The sequence below is a fragment of the Pseudomonas sp. WS 5078 genome (genome assembly GCF_012985745.1).
In the GTDB taxonomy this organism is placed as follows: domain Bacteria; phylum Pseudomonadota; class Gammaproteobacteria; order Pseudomonadales; family Pseudomonadaceae; genus Aquipseudomonas; species Aquipseudomonas lundensis_A.
Map to the genome: position 1 here is coordinate 403,368 of NZ_JAAQWX010000002.1, position 23,623 is coordinate 426,990.

Genomic DNA, 23,623 nt, shown 5'->3' on the forward strand with positions numbered 1-23,623 from the left:
TGTGAATGACCTGGAGCCAGCCTCAGACCCTCATTCCGGGGCAGGCTGCAGAACCACCTTGAATTGCGGATTCTCCGTGATCTCTTCCTCGGTCAGGCGTGTCACCAACTCCAGTCTGGCGTGCTCGCGCTCAGTAACAACCGCCTCCACTTGCGCCATGTAGTCGTGATCTGACATCGACTCGCGTGCGGCGAACAGTGCGCCCATACGTTCGTCTTGAACCTCATCGGATCGAATGAAGGCGTCCGGGTATTTAAAACGTAAAAAATTTTGCCAGTAGTCTCGTGCAATCAACGATGCCTTCAAGGCATCGGGGGTTTCCTGGTCAATGACATAGCGCTTGCCTGCTTCGAGCTCTGCTGGGGTTACACGGGCCACGTTCTCAAAAATCATGCTGTGCGGCCTTGATGGCAACCCCAAGGCTTGCGCCAAGTGCACCTGGTAATACATCTGCACCTGCAACTGATCGATGAGCGCAAGGTGATTACGCAGCCAGCGAGGGCTGAGTATTTCCGCCAACTCAAGCGCTTCAGGAGTGCCCAACCGATAGGCAATGCCTTGACACTCTTGCGCCGACATTTCACTCAAAGGACTTTCAGCGAAATTCGGGCTCACCGCATCGATCAGCCGCTGTAAACGCTGCACGGCAGACACGGGTTGCGCACTGATATGAGCAATACGTTGCGCAATCACTGTGTCCACATGAGCATTGAGCGTTTCCATGCGAAATAACCCGCGGGTTAATTCCATCAATTGCTCTTCGGTGTTAAGGCCGTTCTCAGCGTTGTAGATTTGAAATCGCAGTTCCAGGTCAGCAAAGACCATGGCAATCCCGTCTACGCAGGTTCTGGGGTGGCTGCTTATTTCAAACAGCCGGACACGCAAGCCGTAGCTTTCGTGCATGGCATTGATCAGCGTCCACACGCGCCCACTTAAGTCCTCATAGTTATGGATGAACTGAGCTGATTCACTTAAATCTTCAAGCACCCGAAAAAAATCTTCTGCATTGTCTTCAGCGCGCAACGCATTCCAGACCGCTGTCTGCTCTGCAGACGGGATGCTGGCCCAATGCAGGATGCCGCCATGGGTAGTGACATGCTGGCGCGAGACCCAAATGCCAAAGTTTATGCCCTGCTCCTGTCGATATAGATAGAGACGACGCAGCGAATCCGTATCAAGCGGGTTATCGTGCAAGAACGTCACGTTATTGATCGCATTGCGCTCAGGCGATAACACTTCGGGAGGAACATGACTGATCGCGTTATCGCGTAGATCGACAACTTGTAAACGGGTCAGTCTTTCAAGCCCTTCAGGCCACTGCTCGATCCCCGTGTACCGCATGTGTAAATGTTCAAGTTCAGCCAGTTGCCCCACTGACAGTCGCCTGCCTAAGGTGTTACCTGTCAGGTTCAAGGACTGTAACTTGGTTAGCTTTGTCAAGGTTTCTTGCGTGGCCGCGGTCAACAGGATCCGGTTGCCCTGAAGGTTTAATGTGCGCAATTCTGTCATCTCGCCAACCGTGGGAGGCAATTCAGAGAACGCATTGTTTCTGAGCATCAAAACCCTTAGTTGCTTGAACTTTTTCAGAAACGCTTCTGACAACCGAGAAGTGGTCGAATGGCTCAGGTTCAGCGTATGAATATGTGGAAAATCCGCGCTCAACTCCGGCAAGGTATCAACAGGCCAGGCATCGAGGTCCAGTTCATACCCCTGAAAGCCTGCTATCCGGCTACTGGGTGATTGGCGGCGCCAAGCGCGGATCACCGCCCTGCGCATGGATTTTTTAACCTGGATGGACAGCTTGAATCTGGGCCGGTCTGCGGGCGTGCACCAGACGTCTGAGGCGACCCATGCGTCCAGTTCCGTGCGCAGGTTATCCAGCTCTGCCTTAAGACCGACCAACGCTCTGGCGAGTTGTGCAGCGTTCATCTTTAAACGCACCAAAAAATGTCCGGCTTCCGCGTCAGTCATCAGGGGGTACAGCTCAATTAACTGATCCTTGAGTATCAGGGGGCTGCTTTCAGGCAATAACCGACCGGCGCGACCACCCAGCGGATACCCCAAGCGCCCGTCCGCAAGCCTTAAAGGTGACTTTATCCAAGGTTTTATGGTGTGCATTCCCAAGGCCTTTGCACTTTGGGAACGCTGTTGAACAGCGATCGTCGCCAGGTTGGCTACAAACGCCTCATAGGTATCAGAGGGTAGCCTTAATGCCGATCGCTCCGTTTCGGATAACGTGTGGTAAAGGCATTTTAATAAAGAGGTATTGGTGAACGATTGTGGTCTGCCAAAACCAAAGTATTCGTACACATTGCCGTTTTTGAAGATTTCGCGCGTGCGCACATGAGGGCTGGAACCGCGGCCAAAACTGGCGAGTTCTTGATCGGTGATCTTATGACGCACGATCACTCGAAGTGCCGGAGGCCAACCGGGCATCAATGCCGAAATGTGCGATGCAATCTTCAAAGAATCTTCAGTCACATGCGATTCAAATAATAAGCCTTCAATGGCCCGACTGATGCGTACCGACTGAACATAATGCCGAGCCTCCTCCAACACCACCAACGGCAAGTGATTACTGCGCTGGATCAAACCCAGGTGTTCAGCACTTAGATGGCCGACCAACTCTTCAATCACGGTGGCCGGTAAGCTGGGGAACTGTTTTTTTATCAGTGTGCCAATAGCAGAAACTTGCTCAGTTTCAGTGTAAAGACTGAGCAGCAATGATTGTTGAGTGGTCTGCGCATAGGCACCTAATGTTTGAGCCAGCACCTCAACCTGCTCTTGCTCTGCGACGACCTCCCGGCCTAGCAATTGAGTGATCTGATTTTGCGACAGGCAATCCAGGGTTACTTTCAACAAATCTCTATGGGCAATTTGTGCTTCGGTGACTTGCAGCCTCGGTATCCTTGAGACCAGATCGTTTCCATACTCCCTGAAGAGCACGCCATTATTCTCCACAACACGTAACACCCGATCAGTCGGCCAGCCCGGCAACTGCGTCAGCAACCTCAACTGCAAGTCCGCGTCTGCATCAAATCGGCTGTTGCCATTCTTCATCCTGGCTACGAATGTTTCTATTTTTTCAATCAGGGTGGCACGCTTGATGCCGTCCACCCATAACGCGGGGGTGGGAAGATGCTCCAGCACGACGTGCCGTAACTGCGCATCCGACAGGCCTGAGAGGGTCATGACTTTATCCAGGGTCTGCGCGAATAACGCTTGAGCGTCTGGCCCCATGCGTTTAAGTAACTGTGCACGTTCCCAATGCAGCGGTTTATCCAGTTCGTGGGTCCAGATACCCGTGTTGTTATGGCTCAACTTGACCTTGTAGGCCCCTGCGTCTGTCGGGTGCTTCAAATAATACGTACGTGTCTGTGTGTCTGTCCCTACGCCATACACTTGATCATCGAGGGTAATAAAGAGCTGGCCGTCTTTTTTATAAATACCGCCCTGGTCAGGTGTCATGCCCTGCAGGGAAGTATGTTTGAATTCATACCCAGTAATATCAGGCTTCCATAACTTGCTGACACCCTGCTCCACCTTCACCGGAATCATGGCTTCCACATGGGCCGCAGGCGTCAACGCCTTGACCGCGCCCCATGTCCCCGCCTGCAACGCTACGTTTTGTGCAACATCAAACAGGTAATTGACGGCGCTCATCCTGTCATCGTTTTCCCAGGCCTGGATGCCCTTATACACTTCCTCGCCTAACTCAATGACACTCACCGCCAACAGGACCTGACCCACTATGGGCACAAACCCCAGCGCCAGACCCAAGAGGCTCATGCCCAGGTTCAGGTACATGGCCTGACGCTCAAGACGGGTCTGTTTGTCTTCATCTTCCGTTGAAACCACTAGCAGGCTGGCGTCGTCTTTTATTTGCGCCAACTGTTGTAACCAGGCCACTTCAAATGGGTTTTCAGCTTTGGGGTTGTATTGCGAGAGGGTAAATAAAGCCGGTTCATAAATAATCGGTGGCCGTCTCAACAGTAACGAGTCCCACCTGGCGTGTTTGATATGGGTACGTCGTATAAACTCGGCCCGATGGCGCAACGGTACACGCTGGACAAAATAGTCGGCAAAGCGCGGGTTTTTCAACCACTCACGCAAGTGGGCCTGGAACGCAGCAAAGGTTTCAAACTCATAAAAGCAACGGCCTGGCGCCTGCGGCAAATACACCACACACGGCTGAACGTGGGTTCGAGCTTTACGTTTGGGCAGAAATACCATCACCCCCGTCACTTCAAATTCAAGGATCTGGAACGTGGCGCAGCTGGCAGCCCCGGTCGTGAAGACAGAGGGTTGTGCGACCAGCAGGTCGTCCATAAAACGATAGGCGTCAGGGCTCAAATACCCTTTCATGAAAGCAAGGTGCAGAGCGCAGGCAAACTCGTACCGGATATTTTCAGTGAATGCCTCTTTGATTTGAAACGCTCTGGACCGTGGATCGCTGTTCGGCCACTCATTCTCGACAGGGGTTAATTGCCTGTCGAGGTGCAGTTGATATTGAAGTCCCAAGTTAAGATCACGGCAAATCTGGGCAAATTTTTCCGGCGTCAAAGTGCTGTTGGGAACCTCCGCCTTGTCGGGTCCCAATGAATAAATACAGGAACCCGCATCAAAGCCGCCAACGGCCGTCTCGGAATGTTCAAAGTTCTGCATGGCCGCTTGCAATAAATTAAGGTGAGACGTACTGGCGACCAAATTAAGTTCCAGGGACTCTGGAATCATTGACTCAGGCAATAAGGTACGGGCGGCCGAATCCACCAGTTTGATGTGCTGGCGGGCAATAAAAATCAATAAGTTATTAACCAGGTGAACCTGCTTTAACGCATTACTCTTGACGTCAAGCCTTCCCCAGCCATATGCCGCCAATGCCATTTTTAAGAGCGGTTCGCAGAATTGTTCTATCGGCTGAACATTGACCACTATCTGCGACGTTATTTTCTGCGATTCATGCAGGCGCGACATGCTCTCTTTCAACACATTGCGCAGTGATTCCGGAGCGCGCAAAAACCAACGTGGTAACAACGTAGCAACAAGGGCTTCATATTTATTATTGACCGGGGCTTGGGCCAGAACGTTTGCCGTGTGCGTCACCTGCCTTACAGCGTTGGAAGGGTTATAGCCATTTAAGGGTGCCATGAATAAAGCCCGTCTTCTAAGGAGAAGACCAGCTTAATCTCGGGCGTTAAAATCCATGGACTACATAGTTACGACCTGCTGCAGGTGAGGACAGTCCCTTTCCCAGTGCATACAACACGTGGGTCAGGAAGTCTGCTGCACACTGACGCGCAGCAGACTTGATGCACACTTACCAAAAACGTTTTTGCGTCACACGTGACCATAATGAATCAACGACCCGCTCGACTGAGGAACTGGCTGCCAGCCCGACACGTTCTTGCAGACTTTTGCGTTGGGCAAAATGCAAGTGATAGAGCTGCGCGCCTTTGGCGCGTTCAGACAAATACTCATCGCTGGTTTTCAATTCGTCGACCAGGCGCTTTTCAACGGCTGCAACCCCCAGCCATACCTCACCTGTGGCAACTTCATCGATTGCCAATTGCGGGCGATACTGCGCGACGAAGTTCTTGAACAATTGATGGGTGATATCCAAATCCTGCTGAAACTTTTCACGCCCTTTTTCAGTGTTTTCGCCAAAGACAGTCAACGTGCGCTTGTATTCGCCAGCGGTCAGTACTTCGTAATCAATGTCATGTTTTTTTAGCAGCCGATTGACGTTAGGTAACTGTGCGACCACACCGATCGAACCCAGGATGGCGAAAGGTGCGCTGATAATTTTCGCCCCAATGCAAGCCATCATGTAGCCGCCACTGGCGGCCACTTTATCGATACACACGGTCAACGGAATGCCCGCCTGACGAATCCGCGCCAACTGGGAAGACGCCAGACCATAGCTGTGTACCATGCCGCCGCCACTTTCCAGCCGCAGCACCACCTCATCGGCCGGGGTAGCCAGGGTCAGCAACGCGGTGATCTCGTGGCGCAGGCTTTCAGTGGCAGAGGCCTTGATATCGCCATCGAAGTCGAGGACGAACACACGCGGCTTCTCATCGGGCTGTTTCTTCAACTTCTTGTCGGCCTTGCTGCTCTCCTTGCGCAACGTTTTCAACTGATCCTTGGTCAACAGTGACTGTTCCAGACGCTCGCGCAAACCTTTGTAAAAATCGTTCAACCGGGTGACCTGCAATTGACCCGTCAACCGGCGACGTCCCTTGCTGCGCAAGGCCGCCAACGTGACCAGCACGACCACGATTGCAACCACTAATGTCACGGTTTTAGCCAGAAAGCTGGCGTAATCGGCAAGAAATTCCACAGACACTCCTTCAAACGATGCCACCCTGGACGTCCGGGTGGCGTAATGACGACCAGCATACCGGCGCCAACCTGCAGCTGCCAGCCGTGAAACACCGCGTGGACACGTGCCGGACGCAATTCAAACAAGCGTATGTTTTTTCATTGACAGCTTCCCGCCTTGCTCCTAACCTCGCCTGACTTTCAACGTACCGGGACAAAGCGGACGTGGGCAGCATCTATCTAATAAGACATGGCCAAGCCTCTTTCGGCGCTGATAACTACGACGTGTTGTCGCCACTGGGTGTGCGCCAGGCACAAATCGTCGGTCAGCACCTGGTTGACCTGGGCCTGCGCTTTGACCGTTGCCTGTCCGGCGACCTATCCCGCCAGCAAGACACCGCCCGCCACGCCCTGCAGCAACTCAGCGCAGCCGGGCTATCCGCCCCCGCACTGGAAGTTGACCCGGCGTTCAATGAGTTCGATGCGTTCGGCGTGCTCAGTGCGCTGCTACCCGGTTTGTTGCCGGATGAGCCCGATGCCGTTGCAGCGATGACCCATGCGGCCGAAGACCCGGCCGAGTTCCAGCGGATTTTTGATCTGATTGTGGCGCGCTGGCTCAGCGGAACCTGGGACACCCCGGAGCTCGAAAGCTGGCTGGCCTTTGTCGAGCGCGTACAAGGCGGGCTCAACCGGTTGCTGGAGCACGCCGAGGCCGGGCAGCACAACATTGCCGTGTTCACTTCCGGCGGCACCATCACCGCCCTGCTCCACGTACTGACCCGAATTCCCGCCAACGAGGCCTTCAAGCTCACTTGGCACATTGCGAATACCTCGCTCAGCCGCCTCACGTTTCAAGGCCGCGAGGTCACACTGGCTTCCTTTAACAGTCACCTGCATTTGCAACTGTTGAAGACGCCGTCACTCATCACCTATCGTTGAGCGCCGGCAACCGCGACCTACGGGTCGCCGTAACCCACCACAAAAGGATCGAACCATGACGTCTGTAGCTGATGCCGTTCAAGCAATGAAAGCCAAATTCAACCCAGCCGCTGCTGCCGGTCTGGACCTGGTATTCGGCTTTCGCATTGATGACACCAAGAACTTCTCGCTGATCGTCAAAGACAGCACCTGCGAACTGAAGGAAGGCGAAAACCCGGACGCACAAGTCACCCTGGTGATGGACGGCGAAACCCTGGAAGGCATCGTTAGCGGCGAAACCGACGGCATGCAAGCGTTCATGGGCGGCAAACTGCGCGCTGAAGGCGACATGATGCTGGCAATGAAGCTGAGCGAACTGTTCCCGAGCTAAGTTTCGCGCACGACAAAAAACCGAAGCCCACGCAGCTTCGGTTTTTTTTGGCCGCAAGGTTGGGGCTGCGCGCTATCAGACACGCTGATTGGCCATTAACACCCACGTCTATTAAGGCCGTTCACGACTTGTTGTCGGTCGGCAGGCTCATTAGATTAGCGAATGTTGTCAGGCCGCAAATATAAGCAGAAGAGATAGCTATGGCGCTCACCGACTCGTCCACCCGTATCCGTTCTGGCGAAGAACTTAACGCCAGCCAGATTGACCCGTTTCTCAAGGCCCATATTCCCGGGTTGAGCGGCGAGCCCACCGTCAGCCAGTTTCCCGGTGGCGCGTCCAACCTGACGTACCTGATCGAATACCCGGGCATGGAGCTGGTGCTGCGGCGTCCACCGTTCGGTCACAAGGCCAAGTCCGCCCATGATATGGGCCGGGAGTTCCGCATTCTCAATCACCTCAAGGATGCCTTCCCCTATTGCCCCAAAGCCTATGCCCATTGCACCGACGCGTCGCTGATCGGCAGTGAGTTCTATGTCATGCAACGGGTCAAAGGGATCATCTTGCGCGCGCAGCTGCCCCCAGAACTCAACCTCACGGCCGGCCAGACCGGCACGCTGTGCCGCAGCTTCATCGACACCCTGGTCGAGCTGCACAAGGTGGATTACACCGCTTGCGGCCTGGCTGACTTGGGCAAGCCTGAAGGCTACGTGCAACGCCAGATCAGCGGCTGGTGCGACCGTTATGACAAGGCGCTGACCCCGGATGCGCCGCACTGGGAAACCGTCAAGGCGTGGCTCAAGGCCCACCTGCCGCCGGATCACCCGACGCCTGCCATCGTTCACAACGACTACCGCTTCGACAACGTCATTCTCGACCCGCATAACCCGATGCAGATCATTGGCGTGCTGGATTGGGAACTCACCACCCTCGGCGACCCGCTGATGGACTTGGGCAACACCCTCGCCTACTGGATCGAAGCCAACGATCCCCCTGCGCTGCAACGCATGCGACGTCAACCCAGCCATGCGCCGGGGATGTTGACGCGCCGTGAGTTCGTCGATTACTACGCAGAACGCTCAGGCATTCAGATCGACAACTACGATTTCTACTACACCTACGGGTTATTCCGTCTGGCGGGCATCGTGCAACAAATCTATTACCGCTTCTACCACGGCCAGACACAGGACAAACGCTTTGCCCAGTTCGTCCACATGAACGCCTTGCTGGAACACATGAGCCTCAAGGTCATCGACCAGTCCAGCCTTTAAGCCCATTCGCACGAGGATTCCGCATGACCCGCACGCCACTGTTCGACCTTGATGGCAAAATCGCATTTGTGTCCGGCGCCAGCCGCGGTATCGGGGAGGCCATTGCTCACCTGCTGGCCCGCCAGGGGGCTCACGTTATTGTTTCCAGCCGCAAACTGGAGGGTTGCCAGCCCGTGGCCGACGCGATCATTGCCGCCGGTGGCAAAGCAATGGCCATGGCCTGCCACATCGGTGAGATGGAGCAGATCCACCAGGCCTTCGCACGCATCCGTGAAGACTTCGGTCGCCTCGACATTCTGGTCAACAACGCAGCAACCAACCCGCAGTTTTGTCACGTGCTGGACACCGACCTGAGTGCCTTCCAGAAAACCGTTGACGTGAACATACGCGGCTATTTCTTTATGTCGGTCGAAGCCGGCAAATTGATGCGCGAACACGGCGGCGGCAGCATCATCAACGTCGCCTCCATCAATGGCGTCTCGCCGGGTGCGTTTCAGGGCGTGTACTCGATGACCAAAGCGGCTGTCATCAATATGACCAAAGTGTTTGCCAAGGAATGCGCGCCCTTTGGCATTCGCTGCAATGCATTGCTGCCCGGTTTGACTGACACCAAATTCGCCTCGGCGCTGGTCAAGAACGACGCGATCCTAAAGGGTGTTTTGCAACAGATACCCCTCAACCGTGTGGCCAACCCGGAAGAAATGGCCGGCGCTGTCCTGTACCTGGCCAGCGATGCATCGACCTACACCACAGGTGTTTCGCTGAATGTTGATGGCGGGTTCTTGTCCTGACACCCGCCGGCAATTTAATTCCACTTATTGCATTTTCAGAAATTTAATTCCATAAAGGCATTTCCTCACAATAAAAATCCAAAGGAAGTTGCCATGCGTTCACTTGGAATAGGCCTGATCGGTACCGGCTTTATGGGACGCGCCCATGCGCTGGCGTTTCGCAATGTCAGCGCCGCGTTTGAATTGCCGGTGCAACTGCGCCTGGCTGCGCTGGCCGATGCAGACGCCGAACGGGCACAACACTGCGCATCGGCCTGGGGGTTTGAACGCGCCCACTGTGACTGGCAGCAGTTAATCAGCGACCCCAAGGTTGATCTGGTGGCCATCACCACCCCCAACCACTTGCATTTCCCGATGGCCATGGCGGCCCTTGCAGCCGGCAAGGCCGTGTACTGCGAAAAGCCTTTGGCCGTCAGTCTGCAACAGGCCGATGACATGCGTCAGGCCGCCCGTGCCGCAGGCGTGGTCACGCGGGTCGGTTACAACTATCAGCACAACCCGATGCTGGTGCTGGCACACGACATGATCGAACGGGGTGAGTTGGGGCGGCTTATCAGTTTTGAGGGTGAGTTCAGCGAAGATTTCATGGCCGACCCGGCCTCGCCCTGGTCATGGCGCTGCGAAGCCGAACATGCGGGGGGAGCGTTGGCGGATCTGGGCAGCCACTTACTGGCCCTCGCGCGCTACCTGATGGGCGATATTGAAGCGGTGTGTGCTGACAGCCAGACCGTACACCCGCTGCGCCCCGCCAGTGCTGTCGATACCCGGCCCAGACCGATCCATGTCGATGACCAGACCCACGCCTTGCTGCGCTTTCGCAATGGCGCGCGTGGCACCTTCAGCAGCAGTTGGCTCAAGCACGGCTATAAAAACCATCTGAGCTTCGAGATCAGCGGCACCCTGGGCACTCTCAGGTTCGATCAGGAGCGCCTGAACGAACTGCACGTGTGCCTGCACGGACGAACAGGCTTCGAACGTATCCTGGCAGGCCCCTCACTGCCGGGCTATGCCGCTTTCAGCCCGGCGGCCGGGCATCAATTGGGCTACAACGAGCTAAAAACCCTCGAAGCCCACGCCGTGATTCAAGCCTGCGCGGGCTTGCCCGCCGCCGGCCCGGATTTCGAAGAAGCCTGGCACGTGGAGTGCCTGGCCGCCGCCATCCGCACCGCAGCCCACGAACAGCGCTGGGTGCGGATCGGCTAGCGGTTATACGGTGTGCTGACGGCCCTCAAACACCGCTCAGCCTCCTGCACCATCTCTTCAATCACCTGCTGGCAGCTTTTCAGCTCGCCAATCGCAGCCGCCACTTGGCCGCTGGGCAATATGCCTTCGTCCGGCACGCCGTCAACCATCGAACGCTGCAATAGCACCGGCTGGTTGGCGGCCATCACGGTTTGCGACAACGCGCCCGGATCTTCTTTGACCGACTGGGCAAAGACCCCGAGCATATGCCGCAGGCTCATGCCGGTCTGTTGCTTCCACTGCCAGGCGCTGCCCAACGCGATGCGCAAACGGCCAAACGCACTGGCACGTTCCAGGCGATTGATAAAAGCATTTTCAATCATCCGGTGACGCATGCCATCCACGGCAGTGGTGACCCGAATCTGCTGGGGGTCGTTGACCTTGATGTAACGCTCCAGGGTCGCAACCGGCGTCGGGGATTCACGGGTCATCAGGAACCGCGTACCCATGGCAACCCCCGCCGCACCGCAGGCCAGCGCACTGGCGAGGCCGCGCCCGGTGGAATAGCCGCCCGCAGCAATCACCGGCACTTGCACCGCATCCAGCACTTGTGGCAACAGGATGGTGCTCGGTACGCCACCAGTATGGCCGCCGCCCTCACCGCCCTGCACGGTGACCATGTCGGCGCCCAGTTCCACGGCTTTAATTGCATGCTTGAGGGCACCCACCGTGGGAATGCACAACACCCCGGCGCGTTTGAAACGTTCAATGGTCTGCCGGTCCGGCCCGCGCCCATAACTTACCGCACGCAGCCGATATTCAATGGCCAGGTCAACACATTGCGCCGCATTGTCCTGAAACATATGAAAATTGAGCCCGAAGTTGCTGCCGCCCGTGGCCTCAATCACCCGTTGGATTTCGCCCTCGAGCTGATCGGCGGCAATCGTCGCCCCCGCTAAAAAACCAAAAGCGCCGGCGCGGGTACTGGCGATCACCAAATTGGCGTCCGCCACCCAGCCCATCGCCGTTTGCACCACCGGGTAACGGCAGCCCAGTGCCTGGGTCAATGGGGTGCTCAGGTAATCGCTCATCAACGCTCCCCCGCAGCCGCTTTGTTAGCCTCGGCCATGGCCTTGGCATCAAAACCGCCCAGTTTGTCACCGGAAAGCAACTCATTATGACTATGGGCAAAGTGATGCCAGGCGAACACCGCGTCCATGGCCGTGCGCTTACCCTGCAAATCTTCGACATGATTGATCGCCTGCTTGGTCAGTGCCAGCCCCATGCGCGGCTGGCGGGCAATGGCAGTGGCCAGCGCATACGTCCCGGCCTCCAGTGCTTCGCGGCTGAACAGCCGATTGACCATGCCCATTTGATAGGCCCGTTCAGCGCTCATGCGGTCCCCTGTAAACAGGAACTCCTTGGCAATCCGCGGGTTGAGTTCATACGGATGGGCGAAATATTCCACCCCCGGGATCCCCATGCGCACCACCGGGTCCTGAAAAAAGGCATCGTCACTGGCCACGATCAAGTCGCAGACCCAGGCCAGCATCAGCCCGCCCGCGATGCAGGCACCTTGCACCATGGCGATTGTCGGCTTGGGCAATTCGCGCCAGCGCCGGCACATGCCCAGGTACACCTCTTGCTCGCGGGCATACAAATACTCCCCGCCGGGCTTGTTGGTGTGATCCCACCACAGGTGCGCACGCTCGAAGGGCTTATTGATGTCACGCCCCGGCGTACCGATGTCGTGGCCGGCCGAAAAGTGCTTGCCATTGGCCCGCAGCACGATGACCTTGACCGCGTCATCGTTCACCGCACGCCTGAACGCATCGTCCAGCGCGTAAGTCATTTGCGAGTTCTGCGCGTTGTTCACCGTCGGCCGGTTGAGGGTCACACTGGCCACGCCCTCCACCACCGCGTACAACACCGGTTCATCGGTTTCATACACAGCGCCATCAGCGCGCTGCACAAATTCACTGTCGCTGCTCATGAGAAATGTCCTTGGCGTCAGGCCTGACGGATGCCGGGCGGGTTGCCCTTGAGCGCAGCTGCGCGGTAGTCATGGGGGTCAAGTCGGCGGATCAGCGCCAACTGCTGCGCAGTGGGTGCCACGGTGGGCTGCAGGTCTGCCGCTTTGAGCAACGGGAAGCCGGTGTTCGCTTGCACCTGTTCAAAACTCACGCCCGGGTGCAGCGAACGCACTTGCGCCGCCCGCTCTGGCCCGCCGAAATCCATGACGCACAAATCGGTGACGACCAGACGGACATCCATCAGGTCACGGCGCATCCCCGGCTCCCAGCGTTCATCGTTGAAGCCCACGCCGGACACCATGTCCACTTCACCCGCCACAAATGCCCGGGTGTTATGCGCAGGGATAAAGAACGAGTTGAGGTGGTTGATGCTGTTACCGGGCAAGCCGCGAACGCCGAGCATCGCCACTTTGGGCTTGTGGTAATCACCGATACACGACAGGTTGGTTTGGCCCCAACGGTCCACTTGCGTCGGACCGATCATGGCATGGCGACGGCCGCCCCAGACGCATTCGAATACCCGCTCAAACGACAGATAACCCGAGTAGCGCGGTTCGTAATCCCCCCGTGGTCCCAAGGGAATAGGCTCTTCCACCAGGAACGCTTCACTGTCGGTCATCAACAGTTCAGGGCTGTGGGTCATTTTGGCCAGGCTGGCAGCCAGACGCGGGATAACGCCGAGGCCCGAGGCAATCACCTCGCCGTTGCCGCGCCAGGCGTCAGACGCGGCCACGATCAGCAGTTCAGCCAGGGAAAATTCGCAATCAGCAGACATATTCATGCTCCTCAAAACACTGGCAGCGGCAATGCGCTCAGCCGATCAACACCGCCATTGCTGGCTTGATACGCGCTTTCGCCGGGGGTCACGAACTCGGCGACATACGCGGCCCAGCCGCCGTCTTCGGCAGCACTGGCGCTGTAGCGCTTCAAATGGCTCAGGTCCCAGCCGTAATCGGACGGGCACGAAGTCGGATGCGCCCCAAACGGCGCATGCACCACGCCCGTGACCAAATAGCGTTCAAAGGTGTTAAAGCGCGCTTGCTGAGCATCCAGGCTCAAACGGTCTTCCAGGCGTTCGCAGGACACAAAGCATTGTTTGGCCGCACGGGCATACAAGTGGTCAAAGTACGGGTCGGGGCCGGTCACCAACGTGTTGCCCAGCCGGTCGGCCACATTGACATGCAAAAACGCGATATCGAGATTCAGGGCAGGCATGGCCAGCAACACCTCGCCATCGTCGTAGGGCGATTGCACCTGTTTGATCTCGGGGTTGAACCGCGTGACATCAGTGGCCAGACCGCAACGGGTCGGCAAAAACGGCAGGCGCATGCCCGCTGCACGCAGCCCCCATTGCAACATGCCTTCATCGAGTTCCATCAGTTGCAGCCCACCGGCTTCGCGTGCCTTGCGAAAGTGGGCTTCCAGCGGGATGGCATCCAGCGTGGCAAAACCGAACACCAACTTCTTGACCTTGCCTGCGGCGCAGAGCATGCCGACTTCAGGGCCGCCATAGGCGACCACGGTCAGGTCCTTGACGTCCGAACGCAAGATTTCACGCACGATGGCCATTGGCTTGCGCCGCGGGCCCCAACCGCCGAACCCGATGGTCATGCCATCGCGTAATTGGCCGACCACGTCGGCCGCTGTCATTTGCTTGTTCATCTAACGCTCCTTACTGCTGGCCGACAGAAAAGTCGTGCCCCCAGAGGCTGACCCGGGTGAATTCGAATGCGCTGTGCGCCTGCCAGTCCACCAGCAGGCCGCCATAGCCGTATTCGAGATCGAAACCCGACGGGGTTTTCATATAAAAAGAGGTCATCCGGTCATTCAGGTGCTGTCCCAACGTGGCCGACAGCGGCACGTCATGGGCCAGGCGCCGGTCGTGGGCGCGGCCCACTTCGGTCATGTTGTCGACCTCGACCATGACGTGCACACAGCCCGAAGGGACCGGGTACTCCGCCAGCGCCAAACTGTGATGACGGCTGTTTTTGCAATGCAAAAAGTGAATCCGGATCGGCGGCGCCGAAGGGTCGGGCCGGAAGTTGAAAATGTCCGACAGCTCAAACCCGAGCACGTCCTTGGCAAACGCCAGGGTCGCGTCGAAGTTCGGCGCGGGCAGCACGGTGTGGCCCAGCCCCATGTCGCCGGTGATAAAGCGCGGTACGCCTTGGGGCGAAACAAAAGGCTGGCAATCGGAACGATGGCCCCAGCTTAATTCGTGGCGATTGCCCGATGGGTCGGTGACGTGGACCAGCGCTTGAACACCCCGTTGTTCACACTGCTCGGCGCTGCCCTGACGCCAACTGATATCGGCCTGATTGAGGGTGTCGATGGCGGCGTTGAAGGCCGCTTCGTTGCCCAGTTCCCAGCCCGACGCCAGGTAGCGTGCCTCGTCACCGGGCACGATCAGCATGCGAAACGGGCGTTCGTCCATCTTCACGTACAGCCCGCCCGAGGGGGCTGGCGTCACCATCATGCCCAGCACATCCTCGGCATAACGCTGCCACGCAACGGGATCGGGGGACTGTGCAACGAAGTAGCTCAAACCGCGAATGTCGATCATGCCTGCTCCTCAACGCCTGTCTGTATTGGCTGAGGGCAGTATGGGAAGGAAGGTGGCGGGGATCATCGTCCGTTGAGACTAACGGGCGCAGAGGTTGTCGTGGTTGCCCGGCACTCACACTTTGCGCCGGACAACCGCGACGGTACGAAGGGCTTACATGTACAGAATCACCAACTCGTTGATGACCGATGGCCGCTCGTTGCCCAGCACGTGGGTGTTGAGTTCAAGGGTCAGCTGGGTGCCACTTTTCACCTTCTCCACCTTCTTGACCCGCGCACGTGCATGAATGGTAGCCCCGGCGGGCACCGGCGACGGGAAGCGCAACCGGTCCGATCCGTAATTGACCATGTTGCTAAACCCGGTGATCTCGTATCCCAGGTTCAGTTGCATCCGCGATTGCAGGATCTGCACCAGTGCACCGTGGGCAATGGTGCCACCGAACGGGCTCTGTTTGCGCGCCCGTTCCGGGTCGGTGTGAATCCAGTAATCATCGCCGGACAACTGCGCAAAAGCGTCAATCAGTGCCTGATCGACGACCACCTGATTGCTCCACGGGCTGAACGTTTCGCTGACCAGCGCCTGCAAGGCCGCGTCATCGCTCAGGGCGATCTGGCGCACCGCGACCCGGGCCGGTTCCACAGGTGCGGGCTGCTCGGCGCCAGGCCGCTGCTTGAGCCCGTTGGCATCCTTTTGCACGCCGGTAAAGCGCAACAGGCGATTGCCCTTGGCGTCCACCTCTGCAAACACCGGTTTGAGGCGCATGCCGATTTTGACATCGGTCTCCTCAAGCCCCACCAGGTTGGTGTTGATGCGTACGCCTTGATCCAGCTCGACCACGGCCAGTATCTGCGGCATTTCATCCGCGAAGTCCGGCAAGGTCGGGATGCGCGTCACGGTAAAGCTGTAGAGGGTTGCCTCGCCGCTGACTTCACGCCAGCTCAAGTCGTGGGCCAGGCACGCCGGGCAATGCCGACGCGGGTAAAACACCCACTGGCCGCACGGGTTGCACTGTTGTATCAAGACGCGCTCGGCTTTCAGACCCTCCCAGAACGGCGCAGAGATTTCGGTCGGCACGGGCATTGGTTTGTTATTGGACATTGGATTCATGCTCCCTGAAGTATCAGCGCGCCCTGCTCGCTCATCACACCGCCGGTGCCTGAGACGTAGACGGTGTCACAGCGTTTGAGTTGTCGCTCGCCCGCCTCGCCGGCGATTTGCGTGACCGCCTCGATCACCTGGCTCATGCCGCCCGCCGACCCGGCCTGACCGAAACTCAACTGGCCGCCGTGGGTGTTCATGGGGAAGTCGCCACGCCAGGTCAAATCATGTTCGCGCACAAAGTTCATGCCCTCGCCTTTGCCGCAGAAGCCGGCATCTTCGAGGGTCAGCAGCGCCGTGATGGTGTAACAGTCGTAGATTTGCGCGGCGTCCACGTCCTGGGGTTTAAGCCCGGCCATGGTGAACGCCCGCTGCGATGCCGGGCCGATGGGGGTGTGGACCATGTCTTGAGCGTAGGACGGGGACTTGAAGGCCAGGTGTTCGCCAAATCCGGTGATAAACGAAGGCCGCTTGCGAGCCCGGGCCGCCACTTCTTTGGAGGCAATAATCATCGCGGCGCCACCGGCCACCGGCATCACGATCTCCAGTACGTGCAGCGGGTCGGCTACCTTTTTGCTCGCCAGCACCTGTTCGATGGTCAGCGGCTGGCCATAAAACATGGCCTGCGGGTTGTATTGCGCATTGGTACGTTGGTCCACGGCGATCTTCGCCAACGCCCGCGGGTCGTAACCGTATTGCGCGGCATAGCGCTGGGCGATCATGGCGTAACCGGTGTTTTGCCCCATATGGCCATAGGGCAAATCAAACTCCGCTTCCGGTGCGCCAAATGCTGTGCTGTGGCCGCCAAAGCGCATGGCCCGGGCCATCCAGCTTGGGTCTTCGTCCGGGCCCATGGGCGCCATGCGCGCCGGGAGCACGCACAGCACCGCCTGACACAATCCCAGTTCAATGGCAGCGGCGGCGCGCCACACCATGCCTACCGAGGTGCAGCCGCCCAAATCCACCACTTCAGCGAAGTTAAGCTTGAGCCCCAAATACTCGGCCGCCATGGCGGGCACGAACACTGACGCTTCATGAAACTGCGGACCGTTGATCACCAGCCCGTCGAGATCACTGGCCTGTAGCCCGGCGTCACGCAAGGCCTGGGCTGCCAGATCCGCCACTTGCTCCAGATGGAACATGCGCGGGGCCGTGGCGTATTTTTCCGGTTTGTACTGCGCGCTGCCGACAATGGCCGCATGACCTTTAAGACCCATGGGTTTCTCTCTTTATGTCGAATGCATGGCCCTGCCCCCGATGCGCGGTGCAGCGAGGACAGGGACGAAAGGCTCAGAACGTGTATTTCATTGAGAACGTTGCGTAGTCACGGTCTGCCAGCGGCCGCTTGATCGGGTCCGGCTCCCCCAAGTACGCGATGTATTTGAAGGCCACTTCCAGATTGCTCAAATACTTGAACGTGGTGCCCGCGCTCAGGCGTCGATCCCCCGCCACCCCGGCAATGGTCCCGGACATCGGTGCGGCGCCGCTGAACACATCGGAGTAAATGAACGGCACTTCCAGGTCCCAGCCGGTGAACACGCCCGGATAACTGAAAGAGGCACCCACGGTGTAGGCGCTGGACGAGCGTGTGCGCCAGGCCGACCCGGTTTTGTAGGTGTAGTCATTGGATGGCTGCACAGCCCCCGCATAGCGCGGGTCAAGCGGCAGGCCCAGCAGGTTCGGCGCGCCCGACACATCGTCCACGTCATCCACACGCACGGTGACGATTTCCCCGGTCAGGGTGGTTTGGCTGGCCCACGGGCGGTCCCCCAGAATGCGCATCGCCGAGACTTGCAGTTGCTGGCCCTTGCCCCGTGTCGGCACAGGCCCCAGCCCGGTGTTGACCATCACGGGCGCGCCGTCGCGGTACGACCATTCTGCGCCAACCTGCGTGTCACCAATCTTGGTGGTGGCGCTGATCCCGGTCAGTTTGATGTCTTCAAAATATTTAATGCGATAACCGTTGCTGGTGTAGGCGTACTGGCCGTTGTTGATCGGCAGCGGGTCATAGCCGATCAGCGCGGTGGCCGGGTTTTTGTCGTGGTAAACCACATGGAACAGCGACATTTCCAGTTCCGGCAGTGGCCGGAAACGGATCTGCGCACCCCATTGACCGCTGTCGCGCGGATCGTCCGTGCCGTTGTACGGCACCTTGGCGCCGCCGGCGCCATACAGGAACTCACGGCCCGGCCCGATTACGTCAGAGGTCGACAGGTAGCTGCCCACCGGGGGCAACTCGGTGCCTTTCCACTCGTACTGCACATAGCCGCCGAGGGTGACGACGGGGTTGATCCGGTACGATGCCGAAACCTGCCCGACCGGCAGCAGCACTTCCTTGACCTCTACCCCCGGTTGCGCTGCTTTGACCGCGTCGGACGGGTTCTGTACGCCATTCACGCCAGGGTAGTACAGGCTTTCGCCCCAGGATTCGATGTGCCGCCCGGCCTTGACGTCAAGCATGGTGTCGTTTTCAAACCGCCAGCCGCCGAACACATAAGCATCCAGCAGGCGCGTGCGGCCGCCGCTGTAGGTGCGCGTGTCGCTGGTGAAGGTGTCATTGCTCCCGTATTTGTTTACCGTATTCGGGGAGTCGTTGTCGTTGCTGCGGTGATACACGTCGTCATAGAAGGTGCTGGCCCGCACCACCGCGCCGTAGTTGTCTTTGCGCAGAATCATTTCGCCCAGTGCCCCCAGCCGGTTGGTGGTCAGGCTGTGCTGGTCGAAGTTGCGGTTCGGGTCATCCGCGTTGATGCCCATCAAGCGGTCGCTGGGCTTACCCAGGCGCATGCCGATGCCATAACTGGTGGTGACCGACCAATCCAGAGTCGCGCCGTTATCAAACTCGATGGTCTCACCGGCCCACAGCGGGCCGGCGAACAACGCAACGGCGGCGGCCAGGCCCGTGACCTGAACCGTGTGCGGGCGCAGCCCCGGACATTTATTGTTGTTTTTATTAATCACACTGCCTCTCCTGATTCGCGACACGCTGGCCGCATCGATGGGTTCAAGCGTCATTGCGTTGGTTGGCGCATAAGGCCCCGCTCAGCGCAGCACAAGCGGGTTGAACGTCGAGTCTCCTGTCCGGGCACGCCGGTAACGGTGCAATCCTCCCTGTTCTTCACGTACAAGCTTGCCTTGGGCCATCAGGTAGTTGGCGTGCGCCAGCGTCTCGCCCAAGGCCATCAACTCGTCAAAACGGCCCGACAGTTTTTTGAACAGCACGCCCATCATCTCCAGCCCCGAACACGGCTGAGCGCAGGCATCAAGCAACTGCTGCAAATGGTTGTGGTGGTGGTCGCGCAACTGATCGAGCCGCGCATGCAGGTTGAAAAAAGGCCGTTCGTGAGCCGGCAGGACCAACACGCTGTCGGGGATCACCCGCAAACGCTCGATGGAATCCAGCCAGTCCTGCAAGGGGTTGGCGGCGGGCTCAGTCACATGCACCGCCACGGTCGAGGTGATGCGCGGCAACACCTGATCTCCGGAAATCAGCAAGCCGTCCTGCGCGCTGTACAGGCAGGCATGTTCGGGAGAATGGCCGTTGCCCATCACCACTTGCCAATGGCGCCCGCCGATCACCAGTTCACTGCCGTGTCGCAACCGGACAAACCCGGCCGCAACCTGCGGGCGGAAATGCTCGCTTTGAATCAGCGGTAACAAGGCGGCCGTTTGCTCGGCACTGAAACCGGCCTTTTGATAAAAATCGAGAAACGCCCAGTCCGGGGTTGTGGCCCTGGGCGGGCCGTGGTGCAAGGCGTCGAACTCGCCCAGGGTCATCAGCACCGGGCAGCGGAAACGCTCGGCCAGCCACCCCACCACGCCTGTGTGATCGCTGTGAAAATGTGTGCAGATCACCGCCTTGAGTGGCAGACCTGCCATCACGTCGACAAACACCTGCTCCCATACCTCACGGCACTGCGCGGTGTTAAGCCCGGTATCCACGGCCACCCAGCCCTCACCGTGGCGCAGCAAATACAGGTTGATATGGTCCAGCCCGAACGGCAGCGGCATGCGCAACCAAAGCACGCCTTCGGCCACCTCCAGCACATGCCCGCTGGCCGGGGGCTGCGGCCACGGGTAACGCAGACCGTCACGCCATGCATGCCCTTGCGCGTCGATGTCACTCATGATCGCTGCTCACGAAAGGCGGCAAACCCGCCCGCGCCAGCACCTCCAGCGAATACGGCTGATACGTGCCGCTGCTGTCGTCGCGCACAAACAAAGGGTCGGCAAACAGGCACGGCGCATAGCCCTGGCGCTGCAGATCGACCTTGCGCAGCTTGAAGGTGGTGGTCAGGTCCGCCGCCGCCGACACACGCACAAACACGGGCGCGGCATAACGCGGCAAGCGCGCTTCAGTCAGGTCGTAAAACGCCTGCGGATCAAAACAATGCCCGTCCTGCATCAGAATGGCGGCCATGCCTGCCCGCCCTTCGTGCTCCGGCACCTGCACCCCGTAGACGTTGATTAACTCAAGCCCCGGCAAATCGCTCAGGGTGTCCGCCACTTCCAGCGTCGACACGTTTTCACTTTTCCAGCGGAACGTGTCGCCAATGCGGTCGACGAAATAGAAATAGCCGTGCTCGTCATAACGCAACAGATCGCCCGAGCTCCAGTACGCGTCACCTTTGTGAAACACATCGCGGCGAATCTTGCTTTCAGTGGCTTGCTCGCTGGTGTAACCCTCAAAACGCCCGCCGCCGATGTGCGGATGGTTGACGATAAACCCTATCGCCTCGCCCACTTCGCCCGGTCCGCACGCTTGATAGAAACCCTGTTCGTCACGCGGGTGGGTGTCACTTTCAACGTCATAGCGCACCAGCCGCAAATTGGTGCGGCTCCAGTCAGGCACCCGGCCGCATGAGCCCACGTAATTGTCGACATTGATCAGGTTGGCGTTGGCTTCCGTGGAACCCCAGCCTTCGAACACCTGAATCGGCCCGAAGCGCTCAATCCATCGCTGCCAGGAGTCAGCTGTCAGGCCAGCGCCGAGCATGTAGCGCAAGCTGTGTTCGCGCTCGCCTGCCACCACCGGCTGGTTGAGCAGGTAACGGCAGATTTCACCGATGTACTGAAAAGTGGTGATGTTGTATTGACGCACGTCGCGCCAGAACTCACGCACGCTGAACTTGCGCCGCACCACAATGCTCGCCCCCGCCCGCAGGGCGGTGGACGTCACGGAGGTGGCGGCCGCGCCGTGGTACAACGGCAGACAGCAATAAAACACGTCCTCACAGGTGGCGCCGAGGGTCACTTCCATCACGTCCCCCGATGATAACCAGCGCATATGGCTGTAACGCGCCGCCTTCGGCAGGCCGGTGGTGCCCGAGGTGAAAATCAGCAACGTGGTGCTCTCGGCCGGGATGCTGGCGCGGCAGTCACGCGCGAAAGCCGTACGCGGCGCTCGCTCCAGTTGCTCGGCTATGCTCACATCGACACAGGCCGGTAATGCCAAATCACAGGGGTTTTCCGGGTCGCGGATCAACCACCACGGCACGTCCGGCAAGCCTTCGGTGCTCAAGACATTGCCCAGGCATTCTTCGCCCACAACCACCGCCTTGGCCGCGGTGGATTCCAGCGCATGCACCAAAGGTTTGCCGCTGACCTGGGTGTTGATGAACGCTGCCACTGCGCCGAGCTTGACCAGCCCGAACCAGCTGAAGAAAAACGCAGGGCGGTTTTCCATGGCAATCGCGCACACATCACCGGGGCGCAGACCATTGTCATAAAACACATGCGCCATGCGATTGGCTTCGGCATCGACCTGCGCGTAGGTGAAGGTCTTGCCGCCGTAGATCAAAAAAGTCCGCTCTGGAAACCGCTGCGCCTGGGCTTCGAGGCGATCGGCAAGGGTGTACAAGTCCGACGGTTTGATCTGTGCGCTGGCCGCGGAACGGCGGTCGAGCAACGCCTGAGTCTGTTCGCGCGGCACCGGCTGTTGAGGGGTGGCAAGGGGCGCATTGATGCGAGTCATGTCATTCATTGCGTCACCGCCTCGGCACACGGGTAATCGCTGTAGCCTTCCGGGCCGGGGGAATACAGGGTTTTGCGCTCGAAACGTGCCAGTGGCAGGCCGTTGCGCAAGCGATGCACCAGGTCCGGGTTGGCAATGAAGTGCCGCGCAAACGACACCGCGTCGCCCTGCCCTGCGCGCAGAGCTGCCTCGGCGGCGGGGCCGTCAAAGCCGTCGTTGAGGATCAACCCGCTGCTGCAATGACGTTGCGCCAGGGCAAAGGCATCCAGCTCCGGCAAGGGCGAGCGCATGATGTGCACATAGGCCAGGTCCAGCGGTTCAGCGGCTTTGCACAAGGCCTGGGCAGTGGCCAGGGGATCGTCATCGCTGATGTCATTGAACGGGTTGCCCGGACACAAGCGCAGTCCCACACGCCCGGCCCCGATCGCTGAGGCCATGGCCGCCAGCACGTCGCCCGGGAAGCGCACGCGATTTTCCACACTGCCGCCGTAGTGATCTTCGCGCAGGTTGCTGCCCGAGGCCATGAACTGCATCGGCAGGTAGCCACTGGTGCAATGCAACTCGACACCATCAAACCCGGCTTCGCGGGCATTCAGGGCGGCCTGCCGGTATTGCTCGATCACCTGCGCAATGTCCTGCAACGACAACGCCTGCGGCTCGTCGGTGTCGACCAGCCCGGCCACATCGGTGAACAATTGGGTGCGCGCTCGCAACGCGGAGGGCGCCACGGTGGCAGCCCCGGCGGGTTTGTTGTGCGCACTCGCAGCCCGGCCGACGTGCATCAGTTGCAACACTATCAGGCCGCCTTCGGCGTGCACGGCCTCGGTGACGGCTTTCCAGGCCGCTACCTGTTGCGCGGTGTAAATCGCCGGGGTGCGGCAATAGCCCAGCCCACTGGCCGAGGGCGCAGTGCCTTCGGCAATGATCAGCCCGGCAGACGCGCGTTGGCGGTAATACTCCACCATCTCAGGCGTCGGTACACCGTTGGCATCGGCGCGGCTGCGGGTCATCGGCGCCATCACGATACGGTTGGCCAACTGCAAATCACCCAGACGCACAGGCTCAAACAAAATGCTCATGGCAG

At 58.9% G+C, this 23,623-nt stretch carries 18 protein-coding genes; 5 read left to right on the top strand and 13 right to left on the bottom strand.

All coding sequences use genetic code 11. The features are described 5' to 3' along the window. Positions 1-30: 30 nt before the first annotated feature. Positions 31-5,148 (bottom strand): NEL-type E3 ubiquitin ligase domain-containing protein, encoded by a 5,118-nt coding sequence (locus HBN68_RS05070; protein WP_169962979.1) that lies wholly within the window; start codon positions 5,146-5,148, stop codon positions 31-33. A gap of 169 nt (positions 5,149-5,317) precedes the next feature. Continuing rightward, positions 5,318-6,340, bottom strand: coding sequence for a protease SohB (gene sohB, locus HBN68_RS05075; RefSeq protein WP_094992877.1), 1,023 nt, complete (start codon positions 6,338-6,340; stop codon positions 5,318-5,320). 206 nt (positions 6,341-6,546) lie between these two features. Here sohB and HBN68_RS05080 point away from each other — a divergent pair, with 206 nt between their 5' ends. The 5 genes from HBN68_RS05080 (at position 6,547) to HBN68_RS05100 (ending at position 10,892) form a co-directional block, all read left to right on the top strand. Further along, positions 6,547-7,260: a histidine phosphatase family protein gene (locus tag HBN68_RS05080; RefSeq protein ID WP_169962981.1), complete on the top strand. Its 714-nt coding sequence runs from the start codon at positions 6,547-6,549 to the stop codon at positions 7,258-7,260. Positions 7,261-7,315: 55 nt separating this feature from the next. Continuing rightward, positions 7,316-7,630 carry an SCP2 sterol-binding domain-containing protein gene (locus tag HBN68_RS05085; RefSeq protein WP_047274420.1) on the top strand — a complete coding sequence of 105 codons (315 nt, stop codon included), beginning with the start codon at positions 7,316-7,318 and terminating at the stop codon, positions 7,628-7,630. Between the two features lie 200 nt (positions 7,631-7,830). Further along, entirely contained in the window at positions 7,831-8,898 is a 1,068-nt protein-coding gene (locus HBN68_RS05090) for a phosphotransferase family protein (RefSeq protein WP_094992879.1), read from the top strand. Positions 8,899-8,921: 23 nt separating this feature from the next. Continuing rightward, entirely contained in the window at positions 8,922-9,689 is a 768-nt protein-coding gene (locus tag HBN68_RS05095) for an SDR family oxidoreductase (RefSeq protein ID WP_094992880.1), read from the top strand. A 93-nt stretch (positions 9,690-9,782) separates the two neighbouring features. Continuing rightward, the gene (locus HBN68_RS05100) at positions 9,783-10,892 is read left to right on the top strand and encodes a Gfo/Idh/MocA family oxidoreductase (RefSeq protein ID WP_169962983.1); all 1,110 of its coding nucleotides are present in this window, start codon (positions 9,783-9,785) and stop codon (positions 10,890-10,892) included. On the opposite strand, the gene HBN68_RS05105 is transcribed toward HBN68_RS05100, so the two are convergent. The 11 genes from HBN68_RS05105 to HBN68_RS05155 all read right to left on the bottom strand — a co-directional run bounded on the left by HBN68_RS05105 (position 10,889) and on the right by HBN68_RS05155 (position 23,618). After that, positions 10,889-11,962, bottom strand: a complete 1,074-nt coding sequence (locus HBN68_RS05105) for a nitronate monooxygenase (RefSeq protein WP_094992882.1) — start codon at positions 11,960-11,962, stop codon at positions 10,889-10,891. The two genes, HBN68_RS05100 and HBN68_RS05105, sit on opposite strands and share 4 nt — an antisense overlap. After that, the gene (locus HBN68_RS05110; protein ID WP_094992883.1) at positions 11,962-12,864 is read right to left on the bottom strand and encodes an enoyl-CoA hydratase; all 903 of its coding nucleotides are present in this window, start codon (positions 12,862-12,864) and stop codon (positions 11,962-11,964) included. Before HBN68_RS05110 ends, HBN68_RS05105 begins: the two co-directional genes overlap by 1 nt. Before the next feature lie 17 nt (positions 12,865-12,881). Continuing rightward, on the bottom strand, positions 12,882-13,679 hold the full coding sequence (locus tag HBN68_RS05115) for a ketoacid CoA transferase (RefSeq protein ID WP_094992884.1): 798 nt from the start codon (positions 13,677-13,679) through the stop codon (positions 12,882-12,884). A gap of 11 nt (positions 13,680-13,690) precedes the next feature. Continuing rightward, the gene (locus HBN68_RS05120) at positions 13,691-14,566 is read right to left on the bottom strand and encodes a CoA-transferase (RefSeq protein ID WP_094992885.1); all 876 of its coding nucleotides are present in this window, start codon (positions 14,564-14,566) and stop codon (positions 13,691-13,693) included. Between the two features lie 10 nt (positions 14,567-14,576). Further along, entirely contained in the window at positions 14,577-15,467 is an 891-nt protein-coding gene (locus HBN68_RS05125) for a VOC family protein (protein WP_169962985.1), read from the bottom strand. Between the two features lie 153 nt (positions 15,468-15,620). After that, the gene (locus HBN68_RS05130) at positions 15,621-16,565 is read right to left on the bottom strand and encodes an OB-fold domain-containing protein (protein WP_169962987.1); all 945 of its coding nucleotides are present in this window, start codon (positions 16,563-16,565) and stop codon (positions 15,621-15,623) included. A gap of 5 nt (positions 16,566-16,570) precedes the next feature. Next, on the bottom strand, positions 16,571-17,782 hold the full coding sequence (locus HBN68_RS05135; protein WP_169962989.1) for a thiolase family protein: 1,212 nt from the start codon (positions 17,780-17,782) through the stop codon (positions 16,571-16,573). A 73-nt stretch (positions 17,783-17,855) separates the two neighbouring features. Continuing rightward, positions 17,856-19,526: a DUF1302 family protein gene (locus tag HBN68_RS05140; protein ID WP_094992889.1), complete on the bottom strand. Its 1,671-nt coding sequence runs from the start codon at positions 19,524-19,526 to the stop codon at positions 17,856-17,858. A gap of 81 nt (positions 19,527-19,607) precedes the next feature. Next, a complete protein-coding gene (locus HBN68_RS05145; protein ID WP_094992890.1) occupies positions 19,608-20,693 on the bottom strand; it encodes an MBL fold metallo-hydrolase in 1,086 nt (361 codons plus the stop codon). Next, positions 20,686-22,548, bottom strand: coding sequence for a long-chain-acyl-CoA synthetase (locus tag HBN68_RS05150; RefSeq protein ID WP_169962991.1), 1,863 nt, complete (start codon positions 22,546-22,548; stop codon positions 20,686-20,688). The genes HBN68_RS05145 and HBN68_RS05150 overlap by 8 nt, the downstream gene beginning before the upstream one ends. Then, complete coding sequence (locus HBN68_RS05155) at positions 22,545-23,618, bottom strand: alkene reductase (RefSeq protein WP_094992892.1); 1,074 nt, start codon at positions 23,616-23,618, stop codon at positions 22,545-22,547. Before HBN68_RS05155 ends, HBN68_RS05150 begins: the two co-directional genes overlap by 4 nt. Between the last annotated feature and the right edge of the window lie 5 nt (positions 23,619-23,623).

What these genes read in the sequence shown, in the direction of transcription:
- HBN68_RS05070 (WP_169962979.1), bottom strand. Translation starts at nt 5,148, where the DNA reads ATGGCACCCTTAAATGGCTATAACCCTTCCAACGCTGTAAGGCAGGTG.
- HBN68_RS05085 (WP_047274420.1), top strand. Translation starts at nt 7,316, where the DNA reads ATGACGTCTGTAGCTGATGCCGTTCAAGCAATGAAAGCCAAATTCAAC.
- HBN68_RS05090 (WP_094992879.1), top strand. Translation starts at nt 7,831, where the DNA reads ATGGCGCTCACCGACTCGTCCACCCGTATCCGTTCTGGCGAAGAACTT.
- HBN68_RS05095 (WP_094992880.1), top strand. Translation starts at nt 8,922, where the DNA reads ATGACCCGCACGCCACTGTTCGACCTTGATGGCAAAATCGCATTTGTG.
- HBN68_RS05100 (WP_169962983.1), top strand. Translation starts at nt 9,783, where the DNA reads ATGCGTTCACTTGGAATAGGCCTGATCGGTACCGGCTTTATGGGACGC.
- HBN68_RS05105 (WP_094992882.1), bottom strand. Translation starts at nt 11,962, where the DNA reads ATGAGCGATTACCTGAGCACCCCATTGACCCAGGCACTGGGCTGCCGT.
- HBN68_RS05110 (WP_094992883.1), bottom strand. Translation starts at nt 12,864, where the DNA reads ATGAGCAGCGACAGTGAATTTGTGCAGCGCGCTGATGGCGCTGTGTAT.
- HBN68_RS05115 (WP_094992884.1), bottom strand. Translation starts at nt 13,679, where the DNA reads ATGTCTGCTGATTGCGAATTTTCCCTGGCTGAACTGCTGATCGTGGCC.
- HBN68_RS05120 (WP_094992885.1), bottom strand. Translation starts at nt 14,566, where the DNA reads ATGAACAAGCAAATGACAGCGGCCGACGTGGTCGGCCAATTACGCGAT.
- HBN68_RS05125 (WP_169962985.1), bottom strand. Translation starts at nt 15,467, where the DNA reads ATGATCGACATTCGCGGTTTGAGCTACTTCGTTGCACAGTCCCCCGAT.
- HBN68_RS05130 (WP_169962987.1), bottom strand. Translation starts at nt 16,565, where the DNA reads ATGTCCAATAACAAACCAATGCCCGTGCCGACCGAAATCTCTGCGCCG.
- HBN68_RS05135 (WP_169962989.1), bottom strand. Translation starts at nt 17,782, where the DNA reads ATGGGTCTTAAAGGTCATGCGGCCATTGTCGGCAGCGCGCAGTACAAA.
- HBN68_RS05145 (WP_094992890.1), bottom strand. Translation starts at nt 20,693, where the DNA reads ATGAGTGACATCGACGCGCAAGGGCATGCATGGCGTGACGGTCTGCGT.
- HBN68_RS05150 (WP_169962991.1), bottom strand. Translation starts at nt 22,548, where the DNA reads ATGAATGACATGACTCGCATCAATGCGCCCCTTGCCACCCCTCAACAG.
- HBN68_RS05155 (WP_094992892.1), bottom strand. Translation starts at nt 23,618, where the DNA reads ATGAGCATTTTGTTTGAGCCTGTGCGTCTGGGTGATTTGCAGTTGGCC.